Origin of the sequence: Lactobacillus helsingborgensis, assembly GCF_003173695.1 — a bacterium.
Classification (GTDB): Bacteria; Bacillota; Bacilli; order Lactobacillales; family Lactobacillaceae; genus Lactobacillus; species Lactobacillus helsingborgensis.
Window position 1 is genome coordinate 1,295,464 of the sequence record NZ_CP029544.1, and the last position, 20,263, is coordinate 1,315,726.

Genomic DNA, 20,263 nt, shown 5'->3' on the forward strand with positions numbered 1-20,263 from the left:
TATGATAATAACCCCTTTTCCCAAAAAATGCAAGAAAAAATTAGCACTTTTTTGTTTAAAGTGCTAATTCGTTTGTTTAATAACTTTTTGGTATGATTACTATTATTTATTGTTTTTATCAGAATCAAGAAAATAAATAAGAGTTTGCAATTCAGTGGCTAAGTCAACGTTTTGAATTCTAATGCCGGAGGGAGCAGATAAACGAATAGGAGTAAAATTCATAATCCCCCTAATACCAGCTTCAACCATGTCATCAGCCGTCTTTTGCGCAGTGGCAGAAGGTACAGTTAAGATAGCAATAGAGATTTGTTGATCACTAAGTTGTTTTTTTAACTCTCCCATTTCATAAACCGGAACGCCACTCAGTATTTTTCCCGTGATCCTTTGATCAATGTCAAATGCGCAAGAGATACGGATATTATTAGTACGTTTGAAATTGTAATTCAGTAAGGCATGCCCCAAATTACCAACTCCAACTAAAGCGACATTAGTCAAAGTATCTTGATTTAAAATCTTCTTGAAAAAAGAAAGCAAGCTCTTAACATCATAGCCATAACCACGCTTACCCAAAGCACCGAAGTAGGAAAAGTCACGTCTAATTGAAGCACTGTCAACTTGAACTGCTTCTGACAATTCAGTCGATGACACTTTTTCTTTACCAGCTTCATTCAAAATAATTAAATAGCGGTAGTATAAAGGCAGTCTTTTAGCCGTTGCTGTGGGTATCTTGATCTTTTCCATTTAAAAGCCTCCAATTGATTAAGTATAGTATATATTTCGTTTTTGTGAATTATTCAGCAATTACTATTATTCTACCTATAAATTTATGCCATTTGCAAATGTTTTTTTCACAATCTACCGTTTTTTAGCTACAAATAACATATTTTGAGCAAAAATCTATACCATGTTATTTTCAGCAATGCTCTCAATAATAGAGAATTTACATAATGACAATTCTTTCTTAGCTTTGTGTCAGCTAAACACAAACAGTAATTCTTTTTATATTAACCTTCAAAACTCTCACACAAGAAATCTAGTCAGTATGCTAAAATGGTTTCTAGGTGAAAAATTATGATAATTGCACAAGGGCACGATTTAGAAAAACAATTTGGTGCCAATACGTTATTTAAAAATGTCAATTTTTCAATTGACGCGAATGCAAGAATAGGTCTTATTGGACCTAATGGTGTTGGTAAGACAACATTACTTAAGATTATGACCGGTGAAGAAGAAGCCACGCATGGTGAATTCACTATCAATAAAAATATCGCTGTGGGTTATATTGCTCAGGAAAATGCTTTAGGCGAAAGTAAAACTATTTGGGAAGAAATGCTCAGTGTATTTGCCCCTTTAATTAATATGAGCCAAAAAATAGCAGATTTACAAAAGAAAATGGCTGCAAGTCCCCAAAATGCAGAATTGTTAAAACAATACGACCAGTTGCAATTCGACTTTGAACAACAAGGCGGATATACCTATCAAGCGGATATTAAAAGTATTTTAAACGGGTTCAACTTCCCAGAAGCAACTTGGTCAAAAAAGATTGGCAGCCTTTCTGGAGGAGAAAAAACCAGACTGGCATTTGTGAAGCTGCTTTTGCGTAAACCACCGTTATTGTTATTGGACGAACCGACCAATTACCTTGATTTAGACACATTAGATTGGCTCGAAAACTACCTAAAAAGCTATACTGGAGCTATCTTGGTGGTTTCCCACGACCAATATTTTTTGGATAATTTAGCAACTCAAATTTTTGAATTGCAGTTTGGCAAATTAACTGTCTTTAAAGGCAATTATTCCGCATATGTAGCAGAACGCCAACTGCGCAACCGGCAACAAGAAGAAGCTTACGAAAAGCAACAAGAAAAAATCAAAAAAGACGAGGAATTTATACAAAAAAATATCGTCAGAGCTAAAACCACCAAAAGAGCTCAAAGCCGCCGTAAACAATTAGAAAAAATGGATAGGATCACTCCCCCGAAGCACAAAAATAAAGTTCGTATTAATTTCACAAGTGAGCGACTTTCGGGCAAAGAAGTGTTAATTTTACGCAATCTAACCATTGGGTATCCGGGAAAAACAATGGTACACGATATTTCCTTACAAATAAATAAAGGCGACCGCGTGGCAGTGATCGGTCAAAATGGTATCGGTAAATCAACTTTGCTCAAAACCATTATGAAAAAGTTAAAGCCTCAGAATGGTGCAATTAAATACGGAGCTGCACTAGACGTTGGCTACTATGACCAAGAATTGCAACTCCTTGATCCTACTAAAACTGTGATTGATACCGTTTGGGACAGACATAAAACGATGCCTGAACGTGATGTTCGTTCAATTTTAGCCAGCTTCTTATTTACCGCAAAAGATATTGATAAAACTGTCGGACAATTATCTGGTGGTCAAAAAGCGAGATTAACGTTAACTGTATTATCACTTGAACACAACAACTTTCTCCTAATGGATGAACCTACGAACCATTTGGATCTTGAAGCCAAGGAAGTTTTGGAAAAAGCATTGCAAGATTTTGACGGAACTTTGTTATTTGTTTCCCATGATCGTTATTTTATCAATCAATTAGCTAATAAAATTGTAGAAATTAAAAACGGCAATGCACAAGTTTATGAGGGTGATTATAATTATTATTTAAACGAGAAAACTAAGCAAACAGTTGTTTCTGCAACTACGTCTGCTAATGAAGACACAACTGTCATTGAACCCGAAAAAAATAAAAACAAATTGTCCTATCAAGAACAAAAGCTCCGTGATTCACAAAAACGTAAATTACAAAGAGCGGTTGAGAGTTCCGAAAACAAGATTGAGGAATTAGAAAAAGAGCAAAAAGATATTCAAAATCAAATGGCTGATCCTGAAATTGCTACCAACTTCGACAAATTAGGCCCTTTGCAGGAGCAGCTTACTGAAGCGCAAAAACAGCTCGCTGAGGCAAATGATGCTTGGGAAAAGGCACTGACTGAACTGGATAGCTTTGACTAAAATAATTCATATTTAGGAAACGCAACAAAAATAGGAATAAATCAGCCTTCTTGTTTACTATTTCTATATTTCAACCTACAGTAAATTACTTTGCTAACTATTAATTAATTTTTTGTTTGCAAAACTTGATAAATTTACTGTTGTTTTCAAAAACTCAGGAGTTTAAAGTTAATAATTTTACTGGCTCTATCAAAAATAAATTGGGAGGTGCATATGGAAAAATTACGTTTCGCTCTTTAATTATTAATTAATTAAGGAGGAATAAAAATGAAATATATAGCTGACAAAAATATCGCTATGGAACAACTTATAAATTTATACACAAGCGTTGGTTGGAGTTCCTATACACAAAATCCTCGGCAACTGCAAAAGGCAGTTGCAAATTCGCTTTTTGCTATTGGCGCTTATGATCAAAACCAGTTAGTTGGATTAATCAGAGTAGTTGGTGATGGTTTGACCATCATTTATATCCAAGATTTACTGGTTAATCCTGCTTATCAAAGACGAGGAATTGGTACGAAATTAATAAACAGAGTGCTAAAGAAATATAATTCTGTCAGACAGAAAGTTTTGCTGACAGAAAATACCGTTAAAACGCGCAGGTTTTATGAGAGTTGTAATTTTAATCCGTGTGACAAATACAACTTGATCGCTTTTTACAAAGATTTTTAAGAGATAATAAAAAAGGCACATCCAAATGATGTGTCTTTGAAGTTAACCCTCTAGATTGGTGAAGTGCTCCATAATAGTTAGACATTAATCTGACTATTAGGAGCACTTTTTTCATGACTAAATATTCAACTACTTTGAAAATGGAAATTTGCAGTAAATACTTATCCCACCAAACCTCTTTAGCTAAACTAGAACGCGAATACGGCATTGATCATACCGAGATTAGGGCCTGGGCAGAACGTGCCCGTAAACATGGCTTAGCCGCTTTAAAGGTTACTCACACCCGACAAACTTATTTGCCTGAATTCAAGCTAAATGTGGTACGCTTCTATCATGAACATCACATGGGAGTACTCCAGGTAGCTGCAGTTTTTAATCTTTCGCGGTCAGTAGTAAGACAATGGCTGGCGGCTTATCAGGCTGCAGGCTACTCTGGGCTGCTCCCAAAATCCAAGGGGAGACCACCAACCATGACTAAAAAGAAGCGTCAGAAGAAGCTTAAACCCACTAAGAAGCTAACCGAAGTAGAACAATTGCGTCGTCAGGTTGCTGAGCTAGAGGCACAAAAAGCCGACTTAGAATTGGATAACTTAATCCTAAAAAAAGTGGCTGCCCGATATCCACGCTCACCAACCGGCAAAAAACCAGAATAGTCGTGGAGATTCGGGCTGAGCGACCTGAGGTGCCGTTAAAGCTTTTGCTTGCCAAGCTGCACCTTAACCGCAAAACTTATTACGACAACCGCAGTCACCGATTGAACCGATTAGATAAATACGCTGCTGTTAAAGGCGTAATCAAGTCTATCTTCTACCAAGAAAGTGATGAGACTTACGGTTATCGACGTATGCATGGTGCACTCTTAGATCAAGGCTTTAGCTATGCGCCCAATACCGTGCGCAAGCTGATGCGGCAGCTGGGACTAAAGACCAGAGTCTACAGTAGGCGCACTGCACGCTACAGTTCTTATGCGGGCCCTGCAGGCGTAATCAAGGAAAACATTTTAAAGCAGCGGTTTAATGAAACCAGACCCTACCACGTCTTACACACGGATATTACCGAATACAAGCTGACCACAGGCAAAAAGGTTTATATTTCACCGGTCATTGATGAGGCCTCACTGGAAATACTGGCTTGTCAAGTCAGCTATTCGCCTAACATGAAGCTGGTTTATGATATGCTGGCAGAGCTTAAGCACAAGCTGCCTAAAACAGCCCAGCCTATTTTGCATTCAGATCAGGGTTTTCAATACCGCCACAGCGGCTATCAGACCAAACTAAGACAGATGAAGATTAAGCAAAGCATGTCGCGTAAGGGCAACTGCCACGATAATGCGCCGAGAGAAGCTCAACCAGGTCAAAATTGCTTCGTTGGCACAAATGAAAGCAATTCTCGCTGAATACGTTTACTGATTCAACCATATTAGAAGATCAAACAAACTAAAATACACGACTCCGATTAAATATCGGAACCGTGCATTGAGTATTGCGTAATGATAAAATGTCTAACTTTTTAGTTGTACTCCATTCGTTGCACAACTGACAGACCTTATTCTTGTATATCTATAATTTTTTGTAATAGTTTTGCGCGCTCTCTAAACGGTAATTGTTCTAGTCATTCATAAAATTTATTATGATAGAAAGTCAATAATACGTTATGTATTTGTATAAACGAATTAAAAAAAATCATTCATACCAAGCATCCAATCAAAACAACACCTTTGTTTCTTTATGATACTTGCATTTAGTGCTAGAAAACCACCCAAACCAGATAAAAAACCTATATCATTTTCTTTTGTTTTATTAATATCAGGTAATATACAATAATTTTTGAATTTAAATAAGGACATATCTAAATGTGAATTATTTAAATAATATTTAGCATATTCTATACTTCCAAAACCATGACATATACAATAAATGCCTTCATCAATAGAATTAATTGAAGATGGAGTAATTTTATTTAAGAACTCTGCTATTTTATATAATATTTTTTTATCTTCCATTATACTGGCTAAGGGTAACAGACCACAAAGTCCATTACACCAAGAGGTTTGAAGTCTATTTCCACTATTTGGTAGAAAATCATAGAAGTCGTAACTATCATTTGTATATCGATCAATACAATTAATTATTGATTTAGATACATCTTTGTACCACAAATATGTATTATTTGTAATATCGATATTGTTTAAAAAACTTAGTTCATACTCTAGAATTGAAAGAATAATGCCACTTGTACCATGTGCCATTCCTAAATTTTTTAAGCTAAAATTATCATAGACTTTAAACTTGAATAAGTCATTTTTACATATATTTTGCACTGCTTTTTTAAACCGCCAATATTTCATTTCATTTTGATGCGCAATCTTACAGTTACAAATATAAGTTAAAACTCCAGGAAAACCAAATATCCAATCCCCTTTAAACTTACTTTGAAGATCATTTATATTCGTTGTTGACCAAAAATCAAGTAGAAATTCAATAGATTTATAAAACCTCTTATTCAACTCATTCCAAAAGATTTTTTCCTCACCAATTTGTGCCCAAATATCTATTACAGCAGATATTCCTAATGGTCCTGTCAATAATCCAGACGTCGAGGAAGAAATATGTATCTCGTAATTGTTTAAGTCATTTAGATAATTGCATGCCAAAAGTTCAATTTTATTTTTTATTTCATTATTGTTTTCTAAGATATAAAATTGTGCTAAAGCTAGCATAACTCCAGGAAAGCCATCTAATATTGTGTAATGTTCTCTTAGATAATCATTTTTTTTGCCTACTTCAGATAAATAAATACCGAGAAGCTCATTTGTTTCCTTCATTATCATTCTCCTGAAGCCAATAATATTGGCGTAATAGCCTAAACTCTTGTGCTCTCATCTCATCTTCAAATCTAGCCGCACCATTTAATCTATTAAAATGCATATGAATTATACTATCCAGCCAATCTTCCACAGTAGTATTAGATACATTACTATCCAATATTCGTTTAGTTAAAATATTATTTATTTGCTGTATCATTTGTTTCGTTATTCCACTAATCTCACTAATTTCATGATAATCAATTTGCGCTATAAAATTTTCTAAAGCTTTAAACTTTTTCTTTAATTCCTTATCTTTTAGGCTTTTTGTTCTCAGAACTTTTAATTTGATATCTGGATTAATTAATACTGATTTTAAAACTTCTTTTAATTGCCATAAAACAATAGTATCTTTTTGAAGATTATTTAATTTTTTTAGCTTAACAGTCTTTAATATTTCAACAATACATATAGAATCTAACATAAACAGCTTTTCCATATTATCATAAATTTCAGCACCACCATATCTTTCTAATTCACGATAATATGGGACTATTTGGTAATCATCTATAATTGCTTTACTCCTTAAACTTTCTATCCATTCTAAGGCCTGGTTAATTATTCTTTTATCACTATATTTAAATCTGAAGCGTATATGAAATTTTGGATCTGTGTATCTAATAAAAAACCAGTATCTAATTTTATTACTGTTAATAAAATTGAATACTTCTGAAGTAATAAAATTGTTTCCTTCCCCTTTTGGTAAATACAATTTCACATAAAACCAATTAGAAGGATATCGCTTTGATTCATCTTCATGATTTGCATGACAACTCTTTTTATTAGTCAAATTATTATTCATATTGTCAGAATGAAAAGGTATAGTTACCTCGAAAAAAGAATTTGCATATTTATCAAGTCTTTCTTCTAAGTACAAATTTTCTTCAATATTATTTTTATCTTTATGATACTTGATTAACAAAAGCACATCTGTATCTGACCTTAAATCTAAAGGTAAAATTCTATCCAAATGTACTAAATTAATTAAATTTGGTACATTAAGCTCTTTTAACGTAGATCGAACTTTATTAACACTATCTTTTACTATAGCTTTGGGAATTTTCCAACAAGCTGGTGCTACAACAATACTGTTATAAACCATTCTTTTTCTGTACAATCCGGAAAAACTTCTTAATTGAGTAATAAATTCTTCTACTTCCAAATTAGGGCATGTTGCGGTAATAATAAAACGCACTATATCATTTTCAAAACTTGGATTTGCCATATTCTGTTGATCAAAAGCAAGAAACTGGCCCTTATCATCAACAAATTCTATCTTATTATTTTTATTCACTGAAATATATATTTTTGATACAGATATATCTTTATTATTATATCCATTAATAATAATATTATTTGTATAGCGTAATTTATTATAATAAATATTAGCAACTTTATTATTTTTAGGTATATACTGGATAGATGAAAAATAGCTTTTTTCTTTTATATTTTTTATATTAGGATACAAAAAGTAACTAAAACGACCATTAAAATCATTGGCTAAAAGAGATGAAGGATTTTGGCCTAAGATAAATAAATCCTGTTTTTGGTACTTGTAATAGTAAAAATTTAAATCAAAAGATGGGTCTGTATACTCTGGATAAGATTTACTTGTAGATAAATTAATATCAGTAAAATTTTCTAGATGTATTTCATTATTCTTTGTATTTAACGCTATATTAGTTGCTATCCAAGCTGACAACCTTTTTTGATAATTTAGATATTTTTGGCTATATTTTACGTCATAATATGGTGATCCCATTTCACTAAAAACTTGAAGAAGCGAAACAAAATGGTCATAATCGTATCTTTCAGCCAATCTTTCTTTAAATCCATTTAAAATCATAGAATCATAGCCCGGTATTGTTTGCGCATTATGATATAAGAAATTTGCCAAATTTTTTATATCTTTTATATTTGAATCGCTTATATTATTAGTTATATTTTCCCTGTTAATTCCTTCGGAATCTACTATGATTTTTTCCTTAGTATCATGTAGATCACTCATAATACAAAATAAATTTATATATCTTTCACTTCCACCCTTTTTTTCATATTCCTCACCTAAAGATAATACTTGCTTTAGATCATCTATTATAGAAAAGCGATTCCCCAATTTTTCTATATTTTGTATATATCTCTCAAATTCAGAAAGGGCAAAACCTCTTAATGGATACAGTTCACCAATTAATAATCGTTCTATCATTAATTGTTTTAAAATCTTTATAGCGCTATTTATATTAATGTTTTTAACTGAAGATAATAATGTAGAAATGATTTGTATAACTGAAGGATGGTCATCAGTATCAAAAATCCGTATAATAGCTTGTATAATAGCATTTTTTTGATATCTGATCTCTTCATGATCCTTAAAAACAGGATTTTCTCCAATAATATAATTTATTAAATAATTTCCTTTTATAATGGCCGACGCACTGAGTGATATCTTTTGTTTAGGAAACAAATAGATTTGATCAATTACATCGCTATAGACTGCAAGTAACCATTCCGGGCTTAATCTAACATGTCTAATAAAATTTTCTTTATTAGCTTTTTGAATATAATCAGCATTTTTATATACGGAAGAAAAAATTCCAAATGGTGTCGCTCTATTAACAGCTCTTTTTAAATACTCATATGTTGAGAAAAAAGTTGATTTTAGCTTTTTATCATTTAAACTATCAACATTAGAAATTGCTTTAAAAAGAGAAGTAGATGCTACCATTATCGCTTCTTTTATATCAGGTAGCATGCTTACTTTCTTTAATAAAGCCTTATACTCATATTCTTTCGCCTCTGAAAATTCATTAAGTAACACCAATGCTCGTTTACTTTTCGAAAAGTTTGCAGCTCTTACTATAAAACCATTGTTTTTCTTTATATACATAATAATCACCTTTAACAAAAAACTGACAACTTTTAATTTGATCTAACCCCCGAATTAGCTTTCTATTATTTCGAGATTCAAATTAATTGTTGTCAGTTCGTTTATAAAGTATCACCATTCTAACATTAGAATTGATATTTTCACTTCATAAATGTGAATAATATAAAATTATTATTGATTTTTACACCCTGCTATATACCTACCATGGCGGAGTACAGTGCTGTATCGAAGAACCACCACCTGACATTCCGCCAGTATGAGCATCATAAAAATCATCATCCTTTTTCGATAAAAGGTTACCATTTCCTTCAAAACGAATTACTAAGGAGACTTTATCTAACTTTACATCATCACGTTTAATACTATCCAACTGTTCTAATAATTGAGTTTCTGACATTTTTACATCCTCCTTTAAATTTAATTAAATTAATATTAGTACATTAGAAACAAATTGTATATAATAAATTTAATTAATATTAAAATTATTATATTTTTAAGGTGGTATTTATGGGACTATTCCATTATTTCAAGAAAGCAAAATTACCCTTTTGCCTGGTTATCTTTCTAACGATTGCCAAGGCCGGGCTTCTAACTTTAAGCGGCATTGCCAGCGCTAATGCCCTTAGTGCTGTTGCGCGCCTAAATGGCAGGCAGTTTTTCACCTGGATAATAGTCATGGGCGGCGCTAACATCTTTTTCGCGCTCGTAGGCTACTTCTGCCAACTGGCTTCGACTTACCTTAGGCAGGATATCGACACGCTCATTAGGAACGATGTCGCCCGCAGCCTGGCTAATTCAAGCTACAGTTCATTTCATCGTCAAACTACGGCGACCTACACATCATGGCTAACTAACGATATTCAGACCATCAACGAATACGGCATCGGTGATCTGCTCATGATTATCCAGCAAGTCAGTGAGATTATCATGGGATCCATAACGCTGGCCTACTTTCATTACAGCCTGCTTATTGTGACCCTGCTTTTGGCAGTCATTGTGCTGCTTCTGCCGCGTTTTTTTGCAAAATCAATGGCCAGCAGGTCGCTGGCGCTAACCCGCGCAAACGAACGGCTCGTTAACACCGTCACCGATATCCTTGACGGTTTTAATACCCTGTTTTTGGTCAATTTGCCGCACAGAATAATTACTAAAATCGACCACGCATCCAGTGACGTTAAGAAACACGCCGCGGCTTACACCAAGGCAGCAGGCAAATCGCAGTGGCTGACCGACTTGGGTTCGGCCCTGAGCCAGGTGCTCATTCTGGCACAAAGCGGGCTGCTGATCCTGCTGCACCTGACACCTATCGGGACAATTAGCGGCGCGCAATACTTTGCCGGGATAATTTTTGCCGAACTGGGCGGGATCAGCTTTAATTGGCAGGAGTTCAAGTCGCTCAAACCGATAATGAATAAGCTGCAAAGTATCAGGCAAAGCAGCCAAAAGGAAGATAATGCAATTACTGCCGCCGACTCCCCCAGCATCAAGCTGAAGAATCTGTCCTATGCTTATCCGGAAAAAGACAGAGCTGTTCTTACTAATATAACTTTTACCTTTAACGCGCATCAAAAATATGTCCTGCTTGGCGACTCGGCCAGTGGGAAAAGCACGCTGTTAAAGCTGATTAGCGGGCTGCTTACTGATTATCACGGTGAATTATTCTTGGACAGACAAAATTATTGCGCATTATCTGACCGGCAACTGCACCAAAAGATCGGCTACGTTGAGCAAGATCCTTATATTTTTAACGCGAGTGTAAAGTGGAACCTAACATTGGGGCAGGAAGTGAGCACCGAAAAGCTTAATAGCATAATCCGCGCCTGCGGATTGGCCAGCATGATCAAAAAGCTGCCGGCGGGACTGGATACTGTCCTAGACGCCAGGGGCACGTCTCTTTCTGGCGGCCAGAAGCAAAAGATTGCTTTCGCGCGCCAACTACTCCGCGACACGCCGATTTATTTACTGGACGAGGCGACTTCATCACTAGACAAGGAAACCAGCAATGCCTTAGAAATGCTGATTCTGAGCCAGCAAAACAAGACCGTGATCATGGTCACGCATCATTTACAGGATGAAACGGCCCGCCTCGCTGATCAAATCATTAGCATTAACGAACTTAACAATGCTGAGTAAGTTAATAGACAATTTTTGCAGGTAATATTAAAAATTAAAAGTTTTAAATAATTAGAGGTAGCAATTTGAAAAATAGAAATGTTGATTTTGGAATAAAAACATTCATTTTAAAAAACAATTTATCAGACAACAAAATTTATCGGGTAATCAACAATTTTAGCAAGAAAGTCATTTTAGCAAACCAGCATGGCGATTTGTTAACTGTTAATTTGGCTCATACAAATTTGACAAAATTAGGAATAGACAAAATAATAGTCGGAGATTACGTTAGTTATTCGCCAATTGAAGGTAAAATCACTAAAGTTTACCCTCGAGATAATATACTCTCTAAGGTAACCAGCAGTGCTGAAAAAAGCTGGCACGTTAAAAGCCAAAAGCAACTCCTTGCATCCAATGTTGACGAAATTTGGGTAATGATTGCTGTTGATCAGCGTTTTACAATAGAAAAACTAGAGCGCTATTTAGAAACATTTCGTATATCTGATCGCGATCCAATAATTTTATTATCAAAAGCTGATCATATAACTGAATATAAGGAGATAAAAAACAAAATTGGTCAAGCTTATCCTACTTTAAAAGTTAGAACGGTTTCTGCATATCTGCCGGAAACTATACAGCAAATTAAAAAAATGCTAATTAAAGGGCATACTATTGCAGTAGTGGGAGCTTCTGGTGTAGGTAAATCAACTTTATTAAATAATTTAGCAGGTAAAGATGTGAACAAGGTTAGTAACGTGCGCAGCGGCGATCAAAAAGGCAGGCATACTACAACAAGTATCACCCTTAATGCACTGCCTGATTTAGATATTTATTACATCGATACTCCCGGATTTAAGGCTATTAACAGTACAGCGCAAAAAAGCAATCCAGCAGTCTTCAATGATATTGAAGCCTTAGCAAAGAATTGTAAATTTAGAAATTGCAGCCACCTGTCAGAGCCAAAATGCGCTGTCAAAGCAGCCGTTCAAGAAGGCACCATAACTGAAGAACATTATCAAAGCTATATCAATTTCGAAAAAAGAAACAAAAAATAATATAATTTATTTTACTAAATTATTACACTAAGAAACAAATTAGACTTTTAGATGATTGGTTAGAAAGGCCGTAATCAAAATGAAACTTAATGATATTGAAGATAGTTTTTCATCAATTCCAGAAGATGAAAAAGTAATTATTGATACTATGGCTGAGCTTTATGCCGAAAGGATTAAACATCACATTTCACAAAAAGAATTTTCTGAAAGGATAAATATAAAGCAACCTCAGCTAGCCAAACTAGAAATGTTGGATTCTGTCCCTACCTTAGTAACACTGAATAGATACGCACTTGGTTTGGGATTGAAATTAAAAATTGGTTTAGTCCCTGCTTAATACATTTACAATATTCCGAATAGTTAGTTGAATTACTTATAAGTCACTTTTACTAAATAAAATAAACCCATAAGATGTTCAAGGCGAAGTTAACCCTCTAGATTGGACCAAAATCCATCTGAAGGGTTTTACTATGGTTAAATTTACCGTCAAACAAAAATTACAGGCGCTTAACTTGCTCAAAGAAGGCTACAGCAGCTGTTCTGTGGCGCAAATGATTGGCACCGGATCACATCAACTAATTGATACCTGGGCTGCGCAATACCAGCACTTTGGTGTTAAGGGCCTAGAAATTCGGCACACCTCGCAAAATTATCGTGGTCAATTCAAGCTCCAAGTCTTAAACTGGAGAAAAGAACATGACGAGACCTATCAAAATACCGCCATTCACTTCAAAATTGCCACACCCAGCTTAATTTGTACTTGGCAAAAACGTTTTGATGAAGGCGGGCTTGATGCGCTCTTTACCAAACGAGGCCGACCACCAATGAACAAATTGCCTAAAAAACCAGTTAAGTATACCAGCAGCGAGTTATCTGAATTAGAGCGGCTGCGCTTAGAAAACCGTCAGCTCCACATTGAGAACGACTACCTAAAAAAAGTCGAAGCCTTAGCTCGGCGCAAAGACGCTCAACGCAAGAAGAACGGACCATCATCCAAGAGCTAAGGCATGAGCACAACTATCAACTGCAAGAACTATTGCACTATAGCTTTTTAGCCAAGAGCACCTACGAGTATCACCCGCGCAGCAGGCGGAAAAAATACAGCGATCTGGCTTTACTGTCGCTGATTAAAGTGGTTAAAAGGCATAATCCCATCGGCTACCTGCCCATGACTGACACGCTAAAAATCAAGTACGGCTTGCAGGTGAACCATAAACGCATTTATCGCCTGATGAAGGAGCACAAGCTGCTGGCCCGCAAATACAACTTGCGTGCAGGCAAGTATGATTCATCAAAAGGTCCGCAAGGCAAGAAGGCGAAGAACCGCTTCCACCAGAAGTTTAAGATCGATCGGCCCTACCAAAAGGTAGTCACCAATATCAGCGAGTTTCGCTATGGCAATAAGAGCATGAGCGAACGGTTATATTTCTCGCCCTTTAAAGATCTTTACAGCGGTGAAATCATCAGTTACACCATCAGTCAGTGGCCGCAGACCAAATATGTTCTAGATGGACTCAAGCAGGTTTTGGCGATCCGGCCCAAACTGCCTTACCGCATGACGATTCACAGCGATCAGGGCATTCAATACCAGTCCAAAGCATATTGTCAGACCCTAAAGCAGCACCACGTTTTTCAAAGTATGTCGCGACGGGCGACCTGCCACGACAATGCGGCCTGCGAGAGTCTCTTTCACATCATGAAGGTTGAGCTAGACTACTACACCTATACCTATCCTACTAAGAAGGCGCTGCAGGAGGCCATGGAAAAATGGATCAAATACTACAATCAAGCTAGAATCAGGCACACGCTAAAAGGCCGCACCCCGATTGAATATCGGAATACGGCCTTAGCAAACATGAATTAATGTTAACGTCCAATTCTAGGGGTTAACTTCACTTTTTATTATTTACTTTATTTCAACATTTCGGATGCGTAAGGTAATTCTAAAGATGGATCAGCATCCAAAGTAAGGTCAGCAAATTTTCCTTCCTGATATAAATTGTATGCCGCTGCACCAATCATCGCGGCATTATCACCGCAAAGCTTTAAATCAGGCAAAATGACTTTAGGTTGCAGATTTTGCGGTAAACTTGCTATTTCACTGTTCATTCTGTCCCGTAAACCATGATTAGCGGCTACACCACCACCCATAATAAAGGTTTGGGGCTGATACTGCTTAATAGCCCTAATCGTTTTAGTTGCTAAAACATCAATTACTGCGGCTTGAAAACTGGCTGCTAAGTCGTATTTATTTAGTTTTTGGTTAATTTGTTCAGCGTGATGACAAGTATTAATGAACGCACTCTTTAAACCAGAAAAAGAAAAATCATAATCTTCTTCTTTAATCATTGCACGGGGAAAATCAAAGGTATCCTGCCCCTGATGAGCCCATTCATCTATTGTTTTACCAGCTGGATAATTAACCCCTAAAACTCGTCCAATCTTATCATAAGCTTCTCCTGCCGCATCATCTCTAGTATCACCAACGATTTCAAAATGTGTCGGATCTTTAAGCAAAACGATCTCAGTATGACCACCAGAAACTTGCAGTGCAAGTGCCGGATAAACTATTTCTTCTTTTAACTGCGCCGCCATAATATGACCCATAATATGATCAACGCCAATTAAAGGGATGCCTGTAGCCATTGAAGCGGCTTTAGCGGCACTGACACCGATTAAAAGTGCCCCAATTAAACCCGGACCATAGGTGACAGCAATTGCATCTATATCTTGCCATGTGGCGTTTGCCTTGCTTAAAGCCTCATTGGTAATTTGAGTAATAACTTCAATGTGATGACGACTAGCAACTTCAGGAACAACACCGCCAAAACGTTGATGACTTTTAATTTGTGTTGCAACAATCATACTCTCTACTACTCTGCCGTTTTTTACAACAGACGTTGAAGTTTCATCACATGAACTCTCAAAAGCTAAAATACGGATGTCTTTTTTATTTGTCACTTCTATTTCCTTTCTTTAATCGTCTGTCAATTTGAGCACCATATTCAGCCCATTTTGATGGGAATCTTGATAGTAATTAGGCCAAATAAAAGTTACTACAAAGCCTAGTTTTTGGTATAAATTTTGAGCAGCCAAATTATCCGCTCTTACCTCTAAACTAAGCTCCTTACATTTTTTATTTTTAGCAATATCAATTGCCAAATTCATTAAATACGTCCCCAACCCAAGTTTCTGCCAAGCTGAATCCACCATCAAGATAGTAATATGAGCTTCACTTCTGTTAAATCTGATACCAATCACTGCTAGCAAAATGTTTGAGTGCGCTACTACTATATAAAGTGCATTAACCTTAGTTAATTCTGTTTGAAAAATGGACATTGTCCAAGGCGTTTGACCTTGATAAAGGCTTTTTTCTAAAACCACTAATGCAGCAATATCTTTTGGTTCAGCTTTTCTAATATCCAAAACGGAATCATTGATGGTAATTTTAGTTGGTGCAAATCTTATTTTTCTTTCTTGTTCTCTTGAAAGTAAAAAAGACCTGAAAAAGTTAAACTTCTTCCACATAATTGTTATCAGGCTCGTAAGCTTTCCCGGTCTTTTTGTGCCAATCAATTTCTGCTTGTGTACGCCGCAAATAGTTTGGCAAAAGTTTATCAGGATCGTCAGCCTCAGCTTTGCAAGCAAGTCGACCGATCAGGCCAGCATGAACGGCATTTTGCTTTTCTTCCGCAAAACTAAATTCTACATTCAGCTTTTTTATATTTTCTTTTTGCTTTTCAAAACCTGAACCTACAAAAACAATTTTGGGGCAATTATTTTTTGCATAGTATTCTTTGATCGCACTCAGCAAAGTATCAATGTGATAGTGACCATCAGGAATTACACAAAGTGGTGAACTACCTGTCATACTATTGACATAAGCACCGGCAAAATAGTTATCATTGCGGGCGTCAATGCCAGCGACAATTAAAGCCCCGCTCTCCTCACAACTTGCTGCCAAAGCTTGTAATGTAGAAACTCCAACCACATCTTTATGAAGTATACTGGCAAACATTTTAGCAGTGGTAACCCCAATACGTAAACCGGTGTATGAACCCGGGCCAATAGCCACAGCAAAACGATCAACTTCGGACAAAGTTAATTTATTTTCTTTTAGAATTTCAGCAATTAACGGGTCTAAGTGCGCACTGTGATTACGGGCATCGTACTCATTTTTTTCCGCAACAATTTTATTGTTGTCATTCAAAGCCACACTAAGATTGTTTGTCGCAGTCGACATACTTAAAATTTTCATTCTAAAATTTTTACTCTTTTCAAAATTACCTTTTGATTTTAACACGCGAAATAGCGTTCAAAACAAAGTAACTAATAATCATCTCTAACCACGGAGTAATTGCCTCTTTTGGTACCCGTTGAATAAGGGCAACGCGAAAGTCCATCCCGTATAAAAGGTGAACCCATAAAGTATTTAACCCAATATTAACAACAACAGTTACTAACAGAGTTGCAAGAATTATCCGCCAAATTTTGACTGGTTTTTGATAAAACACCAAGCCGTAGATAAATGGTCCGACCATTGCACTTAATGTAAAGCCGAGAAAGAACCCACCCTGGTTGCCAAATAGAGCAGATGAAACTAAATCACCTATTCCACCGCCTACACTACCCCAGACTGGACCAAAGAGGTAACCCAGCATCGCACTGCCTATGAAGCCCAGACTAACGTGCACAATATTCGTACCAACTGTAAAACGACTAAGAATAATTTTCATTGCGACAATAATACCCAAAAGTACTAGATCGCGCAATTCAACCTTAAGCATTTCTTTAATAGTCATTTGCAGCACTTTCTTTCTTTAATTAAAATTGTGTATCAACACAAAAATTAATTATATTATAACTTGCGCCAGATTAGTTCACAAACAGCTTTATCTTTTTTATCGTCATCAGCAATTGTATGAAATGTTTTGACACTGTCTCCGTCATCAACTATGCTCACACAAGCATACGGAGTTTGAGCATAGCGCACTTCTAAATTAAACTTGACATCAATAGTTTGGATAATATGCTCTTTTAAAAAGTCCCGATCAAGTGTGTCAAGAAACCAATTAAAATAATGGCCGTTAGTCATATGATGATTAGTGTCCAAGTCATCATATCTTACCCGATACTGCCGCTTTTTCTCGTAATTTTCCTGAACTCGCAGTCTTGGAAAACGAGGCAGCTTTTTTAATAGCGGAATACCAAGCTCAACCATCATTTCCTTGTCAGTTGAAACAAGCTTACGCGTTTTTAAGTCAAATAAAACCCACTCACTTTTGACACTAATCAATTCATTCCCGTTCTGATCCGTAAAAACATAATTACGGTATTCTAAGAAACGGTTATAGCCAACCGGTTCAGTGGTCAATTCAATCATTTCATTCGGCTTGGGCATACGTGTTATATCAACATGATATTGGGTTACTACCCAACCTAAACCCCTTTTGGTCAGAGCGTTAGTACTTCCATTACCTGAGTCCAACTGGTGTTCCGAAACACTCATCATAAGATCAATCATTGCCGGCAACTTTAAATTTTTGTTTTCATCACATTCATAAAAGTTAACCAAATGTTTTTCACTATATTTCATAATATGCACCTACTTTTGATGATAACGATCATATAATTCATTCTTAGATATATGATTATTTTGTGCAACCTCTTTGATGGCTGTCTTCTTGCTTTCACCGTTTGCTACTAATTCATTTACCAAATCTATCAATTCAGCCCAAGATAATTGTTCCGATTGCTGGGTGTTAGGCGAAACCAAAATTACAAATTCGCCTCGTGGTGCTTGCTCTTTAAAGTAAGCAGTAACTTCACTAATTGTGCCCCTGATAAATTCTTCGTGAATTTTAGTTAATTCTCGTGCTGCTACTATTTTACGATCTGAATCAAAGATAGTAGCCATATTAGCCAAAGTTTTAACTAACCTGTGGGGAGCTTCATAAAAAATTGAGGTAGCATGTGCTTTGTTCATTTGCTCAAAAAAAGGCTGTTGCTCACCTTTTTTACGAGGTAAAAAACCATAATAAGTAAATGGCTGGGCGTCAAAACCAGAAGCAATTAAAGCCGTAGCAAATGCAGAAGGGCCTGGAAGTGGAACCACCGGGATATTATTTTTAATACATTCCTGCACCAGAATATATCCCGGATCCGAAATAACCGGCATCCCAGCATCACTAATTTCAGCAATTACCGCACCTTTTTGCATCAAAGAGACTAGTTCTGGAGCCCGTTCTTTTGAATTATACTTATGAAAAGACAACATCCGATTGTGTACGCCAATCTTTTCAAGGAGTATTCCGCTAGTTCTGGTGTCTTCGGCTGCAATATAGTCGGCTTCTTGTAAAATTCTTTTTGCTCTAATTGTAATATCATCAAGATTGCCTATTGGTGTTGGCACCAAATAAAGCTTACCAGCTTCTTGAGCATAACTGCTTTGCCTCTGCATTCAATCAATCCTTTAATGTTTTTTCTTTTTTTCGCCAAAATTATCCAAGATATCAAGGCAAAACATGCAATCAGTATTCGGATCCCTGTGAGAGCCGTAATACATGTTACAAATATGGTAACCTGAACTATAAATTTGGCGTAGAGATTCAAGACCACTTTGAGTTTTAACGGTATTATTGTGGGCATTATTCATTTTGTCCATTTTTTCGCGCAGCAACTGATTCTCTACTTTTAATTCTGTATTTTCTTTTAAAGTTTCTAAAAAACTATTCTCTAAACTTTCGATTGTTTTGGTCATATTGACCATTGAATCGTGAAGCTGCTCCAATTTTGAATAAGAATCCACTATTTACACCTACCGTTTCCATTGCAAGGCAAGATAATCAAGTAAATTGCGCAAGCTAACATTACTATATTGCATCTTATCAAGCTCAAGTAAATCCCTTAACATTCTTGCTCCATCTTGTTGTTTGCCATTCATTAATTCTGTTTGCGCCCATTTTTTCAGTAAGAAAAAAATATATTTTTGTTCATTTTTACTTTTAGCCATTTCTGCCAATTGATGCGCGCTTACTAGTGCTAAAGAGCTACTTTCAAGCATTTCCTGATAAAAATACTTGGTTTTCTGCTCTAACTTGCTAGTATCCCCTAAATCATTAACATCGTTGGGACTAAAACCATTTGCTAAAAGTTCTTCAGTTTTACTATTTATTGCTTCATTAGTCGTAAAATTTATGATTTGAGTACGTGAACGAATTGTGGGTAAAATTTGATCAGTATTATTTGTAATTAAAATTGTAACCACAGGCGCAACTGGTTCTTCTAATAAATTAAGCAAAGCATTAGCCGCAGACAAAGTTAATTTTTGAGTTTCATTTATGAAAAAGAACCGCACACTACTTTGCACAGGACTCTTAGCTAGTTCTTCATTTAATAGACGAACTTGATCAATCCCCAAGCTTTGTTTGCCTTCCGGCTCAACCAGTAAAACATCAGGATGGTTACCCGAAATAATCTGCCGGCAATTTTGACATGATCCATCCGGTTTATTTTTACCAGTACAATTAAAAAGGCAAGCCAGCCAGTATGCTGTGTTTAAAGCTTGAACTTCATTTGCATCAACAAATAAATAACTATGCGCCAATTTGTTTTGTTCAAACGCTTGACGCAAAAATTCAGCCTGCTTCGCACCCTTTTCAGCAATGTTAACAATCA

The 20,263-nt window shown here is 36.0% G+C and carries 19 protein-coding genes and 1 pseudogene; 8 read left to right on the forward strand and 12 right to left on the reverse strand.

Going from position 1 to position 20,263, the window contains the following annotated elements; translation table 11 throughout:
- Window positions 1–102: 102 nt before the first annotated feature.
- Complete coding sequence (locus tag DLD54_RS06200) at window positions 103–741, reverse strand: redox-sensing transcriptional repressor Rex (RefSeq protein ID WP_038523483.1); 639 nt, start codon at window positions 739–741, stop codon at window positions 103–105.
- 330 nt (window positions 742–1,071) lie between these two features.
- On the opposite strand from DLD54_RS06200, the gene DLD54_RS06205 reads away from it, so the two are divergent.
- The 3 genes and pseudogenes from DLD54_RS06205 to DLD54_RS06215 all read left to right on the forward strand — a co-directional run bounded on the left by DLD54_RS06205 (window position 1,072) and on the right by DLD54_RS06215 (window position 5,159).
- A complete protein-coding gene (locus tag DLD54_RS06205) occupies window positions 1,072–2,997 on the forward strand; it encodes an ABC-F family ATP-binding cassette domain-containing protein (RefSeq protein ID WP_109918626.1) in 1,926 nt (641 codons plus the stop codon).
- 267 nt (window positions 2,998–3,264) lie between these two features.
- Window positions 3,265–3,669, forward strand: a complete 405-nt coding sequence (locus tag DLD54_RS06210; protein WP_109918627.1) for a GNAT family N-acetyltransferase — start codon at window positions 3,265–3,267, stop codon at window positions 3,667–3,669.
- 113 nt (window positions 3,670–3,782) lie between these two features.
- Window positions 3,783–5,159 (forward strand): annotated as a pseudogene (locus tag DLD54_RS06215) (IS3 family transposase).
- Window positions 5,160–5,341: 182 nt separating this feature from the next.
- Here the strand turns inward: DLD54_RS06215 and DLD54_RS06220 are convergent.
- The 3 genes from DLD54_RS06220 to DLD54_RS06230 form a co-directional block, all read right to left on the reverse strand.
- A complete protein-coding gene (locus DLD54_RS06220) occupies window positions 5,342–6,493 on the reverse strand; it encodes a lanthionine synthetase LanC family protein (protein ID WP_038523494.1) in 1,152 nt (383 codons plus the stop codon).
- Complete coding sequence (locus tag DLD54_RS06225; protein WP_038523497.1) at window positions 6,477–9,419, reverse strand: lantibiotic dehydratase; 2,943 nt, start codon at window positions 9,417–9,419, stop codon at window positions 6,477–6,479. Before DLD54_RS06225 ends, DLD54_RS06220 begins: the two co-directional genes overlap by 17 nt.
- Window positions 9,420–9,618: 199 nt before the next feature.
- On the reverse strand, window positions 9,619–9,816 hold the full coding sequence (locus DLD54_RS06230; protein ID WP_038523499.1) for a hypothetical protein: 198 nt from the start codon (window positions 9,814–9,816) through the stop codon (window positions 9,619–9,621).
- A gap of 110 nt (window positions 9,817–9,926) precedes the next feature.
- Between DLD54_RS06230 and DLD54_RS06235 the strand changes: the two genes are divergently transcribed.
- The 5 genes from DLD54_RS06235 to DLD54_RS06255 all read left to right on the forward strand — a co-directional run bounded on the left by DLD54_RS06235 (window position 9,927) and on the right by DLD54_RS06255 (window position 14,450).
- The gene (locus DLD54_RS06235) at window positions 9,927–11,552 is read left to right on the forward strand and encodes an ABC transporter ATP-binding protein (protein WP_038523502.1); all 1,626 of its coding nucleotides are present in this window, start codon (window positions 9,927–9,929) and stop codon (window positions 11,550–11,552) included.
- A gap of 65 nt (window positions 11,553–11,617) precedes the next feature.
- Window positions 11,618–12,586 carry a ribosome small subunit-dependent GTPase A gene (gene rsgA, locus DLD54_RS06240; protein ID WP_052059664.1) on the forward strand — a complete coding sequence of 323 codons (969 nt, stop codon included), beginning with the start codon at window positions 11,618–11,620 and terminating at the stop codon, window positions 12,584–12,586.
- Between the two features lie 79 nt (window positions 12,587–12,665).
- Window positions 12,666–12,923 carry a helix-turn-helix domain-containing protein gene (locus DLD54_RS06245; RefSeq protein ID WP_046327432.1) on the forward strand — a complete coding sequence of 86 codons (258 nt, stop codon included), beginning with the start codon at window positions 12,666–12,668 and terminating at the stop codon, window positions 12,921–12,923.
- 133 nt (window positions 12,924–13,056) lie between these two features.
- Window positions 13,057–13,590 carry a helix-turn-helix domain-containing protein gene (locus DLD54_RS06250; RefSeq protein ID WP_038523504.1) on the forward strand — a complete coding sequence of 178 codons (534 nt, stop codon included), beginning with the start codon at window positions 13,057–13,059 and terminating at the stop codon, window positions 13,588–13,590.
- Window positions 13,578–14,450: an IS3 family transposase gene (locus DLD54_RS06255; RefSeq protein WP_240596468.1), complete on the forward strand. Its 873-nt coding sequence runs from the start codon at window positions 13,578–13,580 to the stop codon at window positions 14,448–14,450. The genes DLD54_RS06250 and DLD54_RS06255 overlap by 13 nt, the downstream gene beginning before the upstream one ends.
- Window positions 14,451–14,497: 47 nt before the next feature.
- Here DLD54_RS06255 and tsaD read toward each other — a convergent pair whose 3' ends face one another.
- Genes tsaD through DLD54_RS06295 form a run of 8 tightly spaced genes read right to left on the reverse strand, consistent with a single transcriptional unit; the run spans window position 14,498 to window position 20,261 of the window.
- Entirely contained in the window at window positions 14,498–15,547 is a 1,050-nt protein-coding gene (gene tsaD / locus DLD54_RS06260; protein ID WP_109918628.1) for a tRNA (adenosine(37)-N6)-threonylcarbamoyltransferase complex transferase subunit TsaD, read from the reverse strand.
- A gap of 15 nt (window positions 15,548–15,562) precedes the next feature.
- Window positions 15,563–16,114, reverse strand: coding sequence for a ribosomal protein S18-alanine N-acetyltransferase (gene rimI / locus DLD54_RS06265; RefSeq protein ID WP_038523512.1), 552 nt, complete (start codon window positions 16,112–16,114; stop codon window positions 15,563–15,565).
- Window positions 16,098–16,844 (reverse strand): tRNA (adenosine(37)-N6)-threonylcarbamoyltransferase complex dimerization subunit type 1 TsaB, encoded by a 747-nt coding sequence (gene tsaB / locus DLD54_RS06270; protein ID WP_109919017.1) that lies wholly within the window; start codon window positions 16,842–16,844, stop codon window positions 16,098–16,100. The genes rimI and tsaB overlap by 17 nt, the downstream gene beginning before the upstream one ends.
- Window positions 16,845–16,869: 25 nt before the next feature.
- The gene (locus DLD54_RS06275; protein ID WP_109918629.1) at window positions 16,870–17,388 is read right to left on the reverse strand and encodes a folate family ECF transporter S component; all 519 of its coding nucleotides are present in this window, start codon (window positions 17,386–17,388) and stop codon (window positions 16,870–16,872) included.
- Between the two features lie 56 nt (window positions 17,389–17,444).
- On the reverse strand, window positions 17,445–18,182 hold the full coding sequence (locus DLD54_RS06280; RefSeq protein ID WP_109918630.1) for an acyl-[acyl-carrier-protein] thioesterase: 738 nt from the start codon (window positions 18,180–18,182) through the stop codon (window positions 17,445–17,447).
- 9 nt (window positions 18,183–18,191) lie between these two features.
- Window positions 18,192–19,046, reverse strand: coding sequence for a 16S rRNA (cytidine(1402)-2'-O)-methyltransferase (gene rsmI, locus DLD54_RS06285; RefSeq protein ID WP_038523521.1), 855 nt, complete (start codon window positions 19,044–19,046; stop codon window positions 18,192–18,194).
- 12 nt (window positions 19,047–19,058) lie between these two features.
- On the reverse strand, window positions 19,059–19,394 hold the full coding sequence (gene yabA / locus DLD54_RS06290; RefSeq protein ID WP_038523524.1) for a DNA replication initiation control protein YabA: 336 nt from the start codon (window positions 19,392–19,394) through the stop codon (window positions 19,059–19,061).
- 9 nt (window positions 19,395–19,403) lie between these two features.
- Window positions 19,404–20,261, reverse strand: coding sequence for a DNA polymerase III subunit (locus tag DLD54_RS06295; RefSeq protein WP_109919018.1), 858 nt, complete (start codon window positions 20,259–20,261; stop codon window positions 19,404–19,406).
- Between the last annotated feature and the right edge of the window lie 2 nt (window positions 20,262–20,263).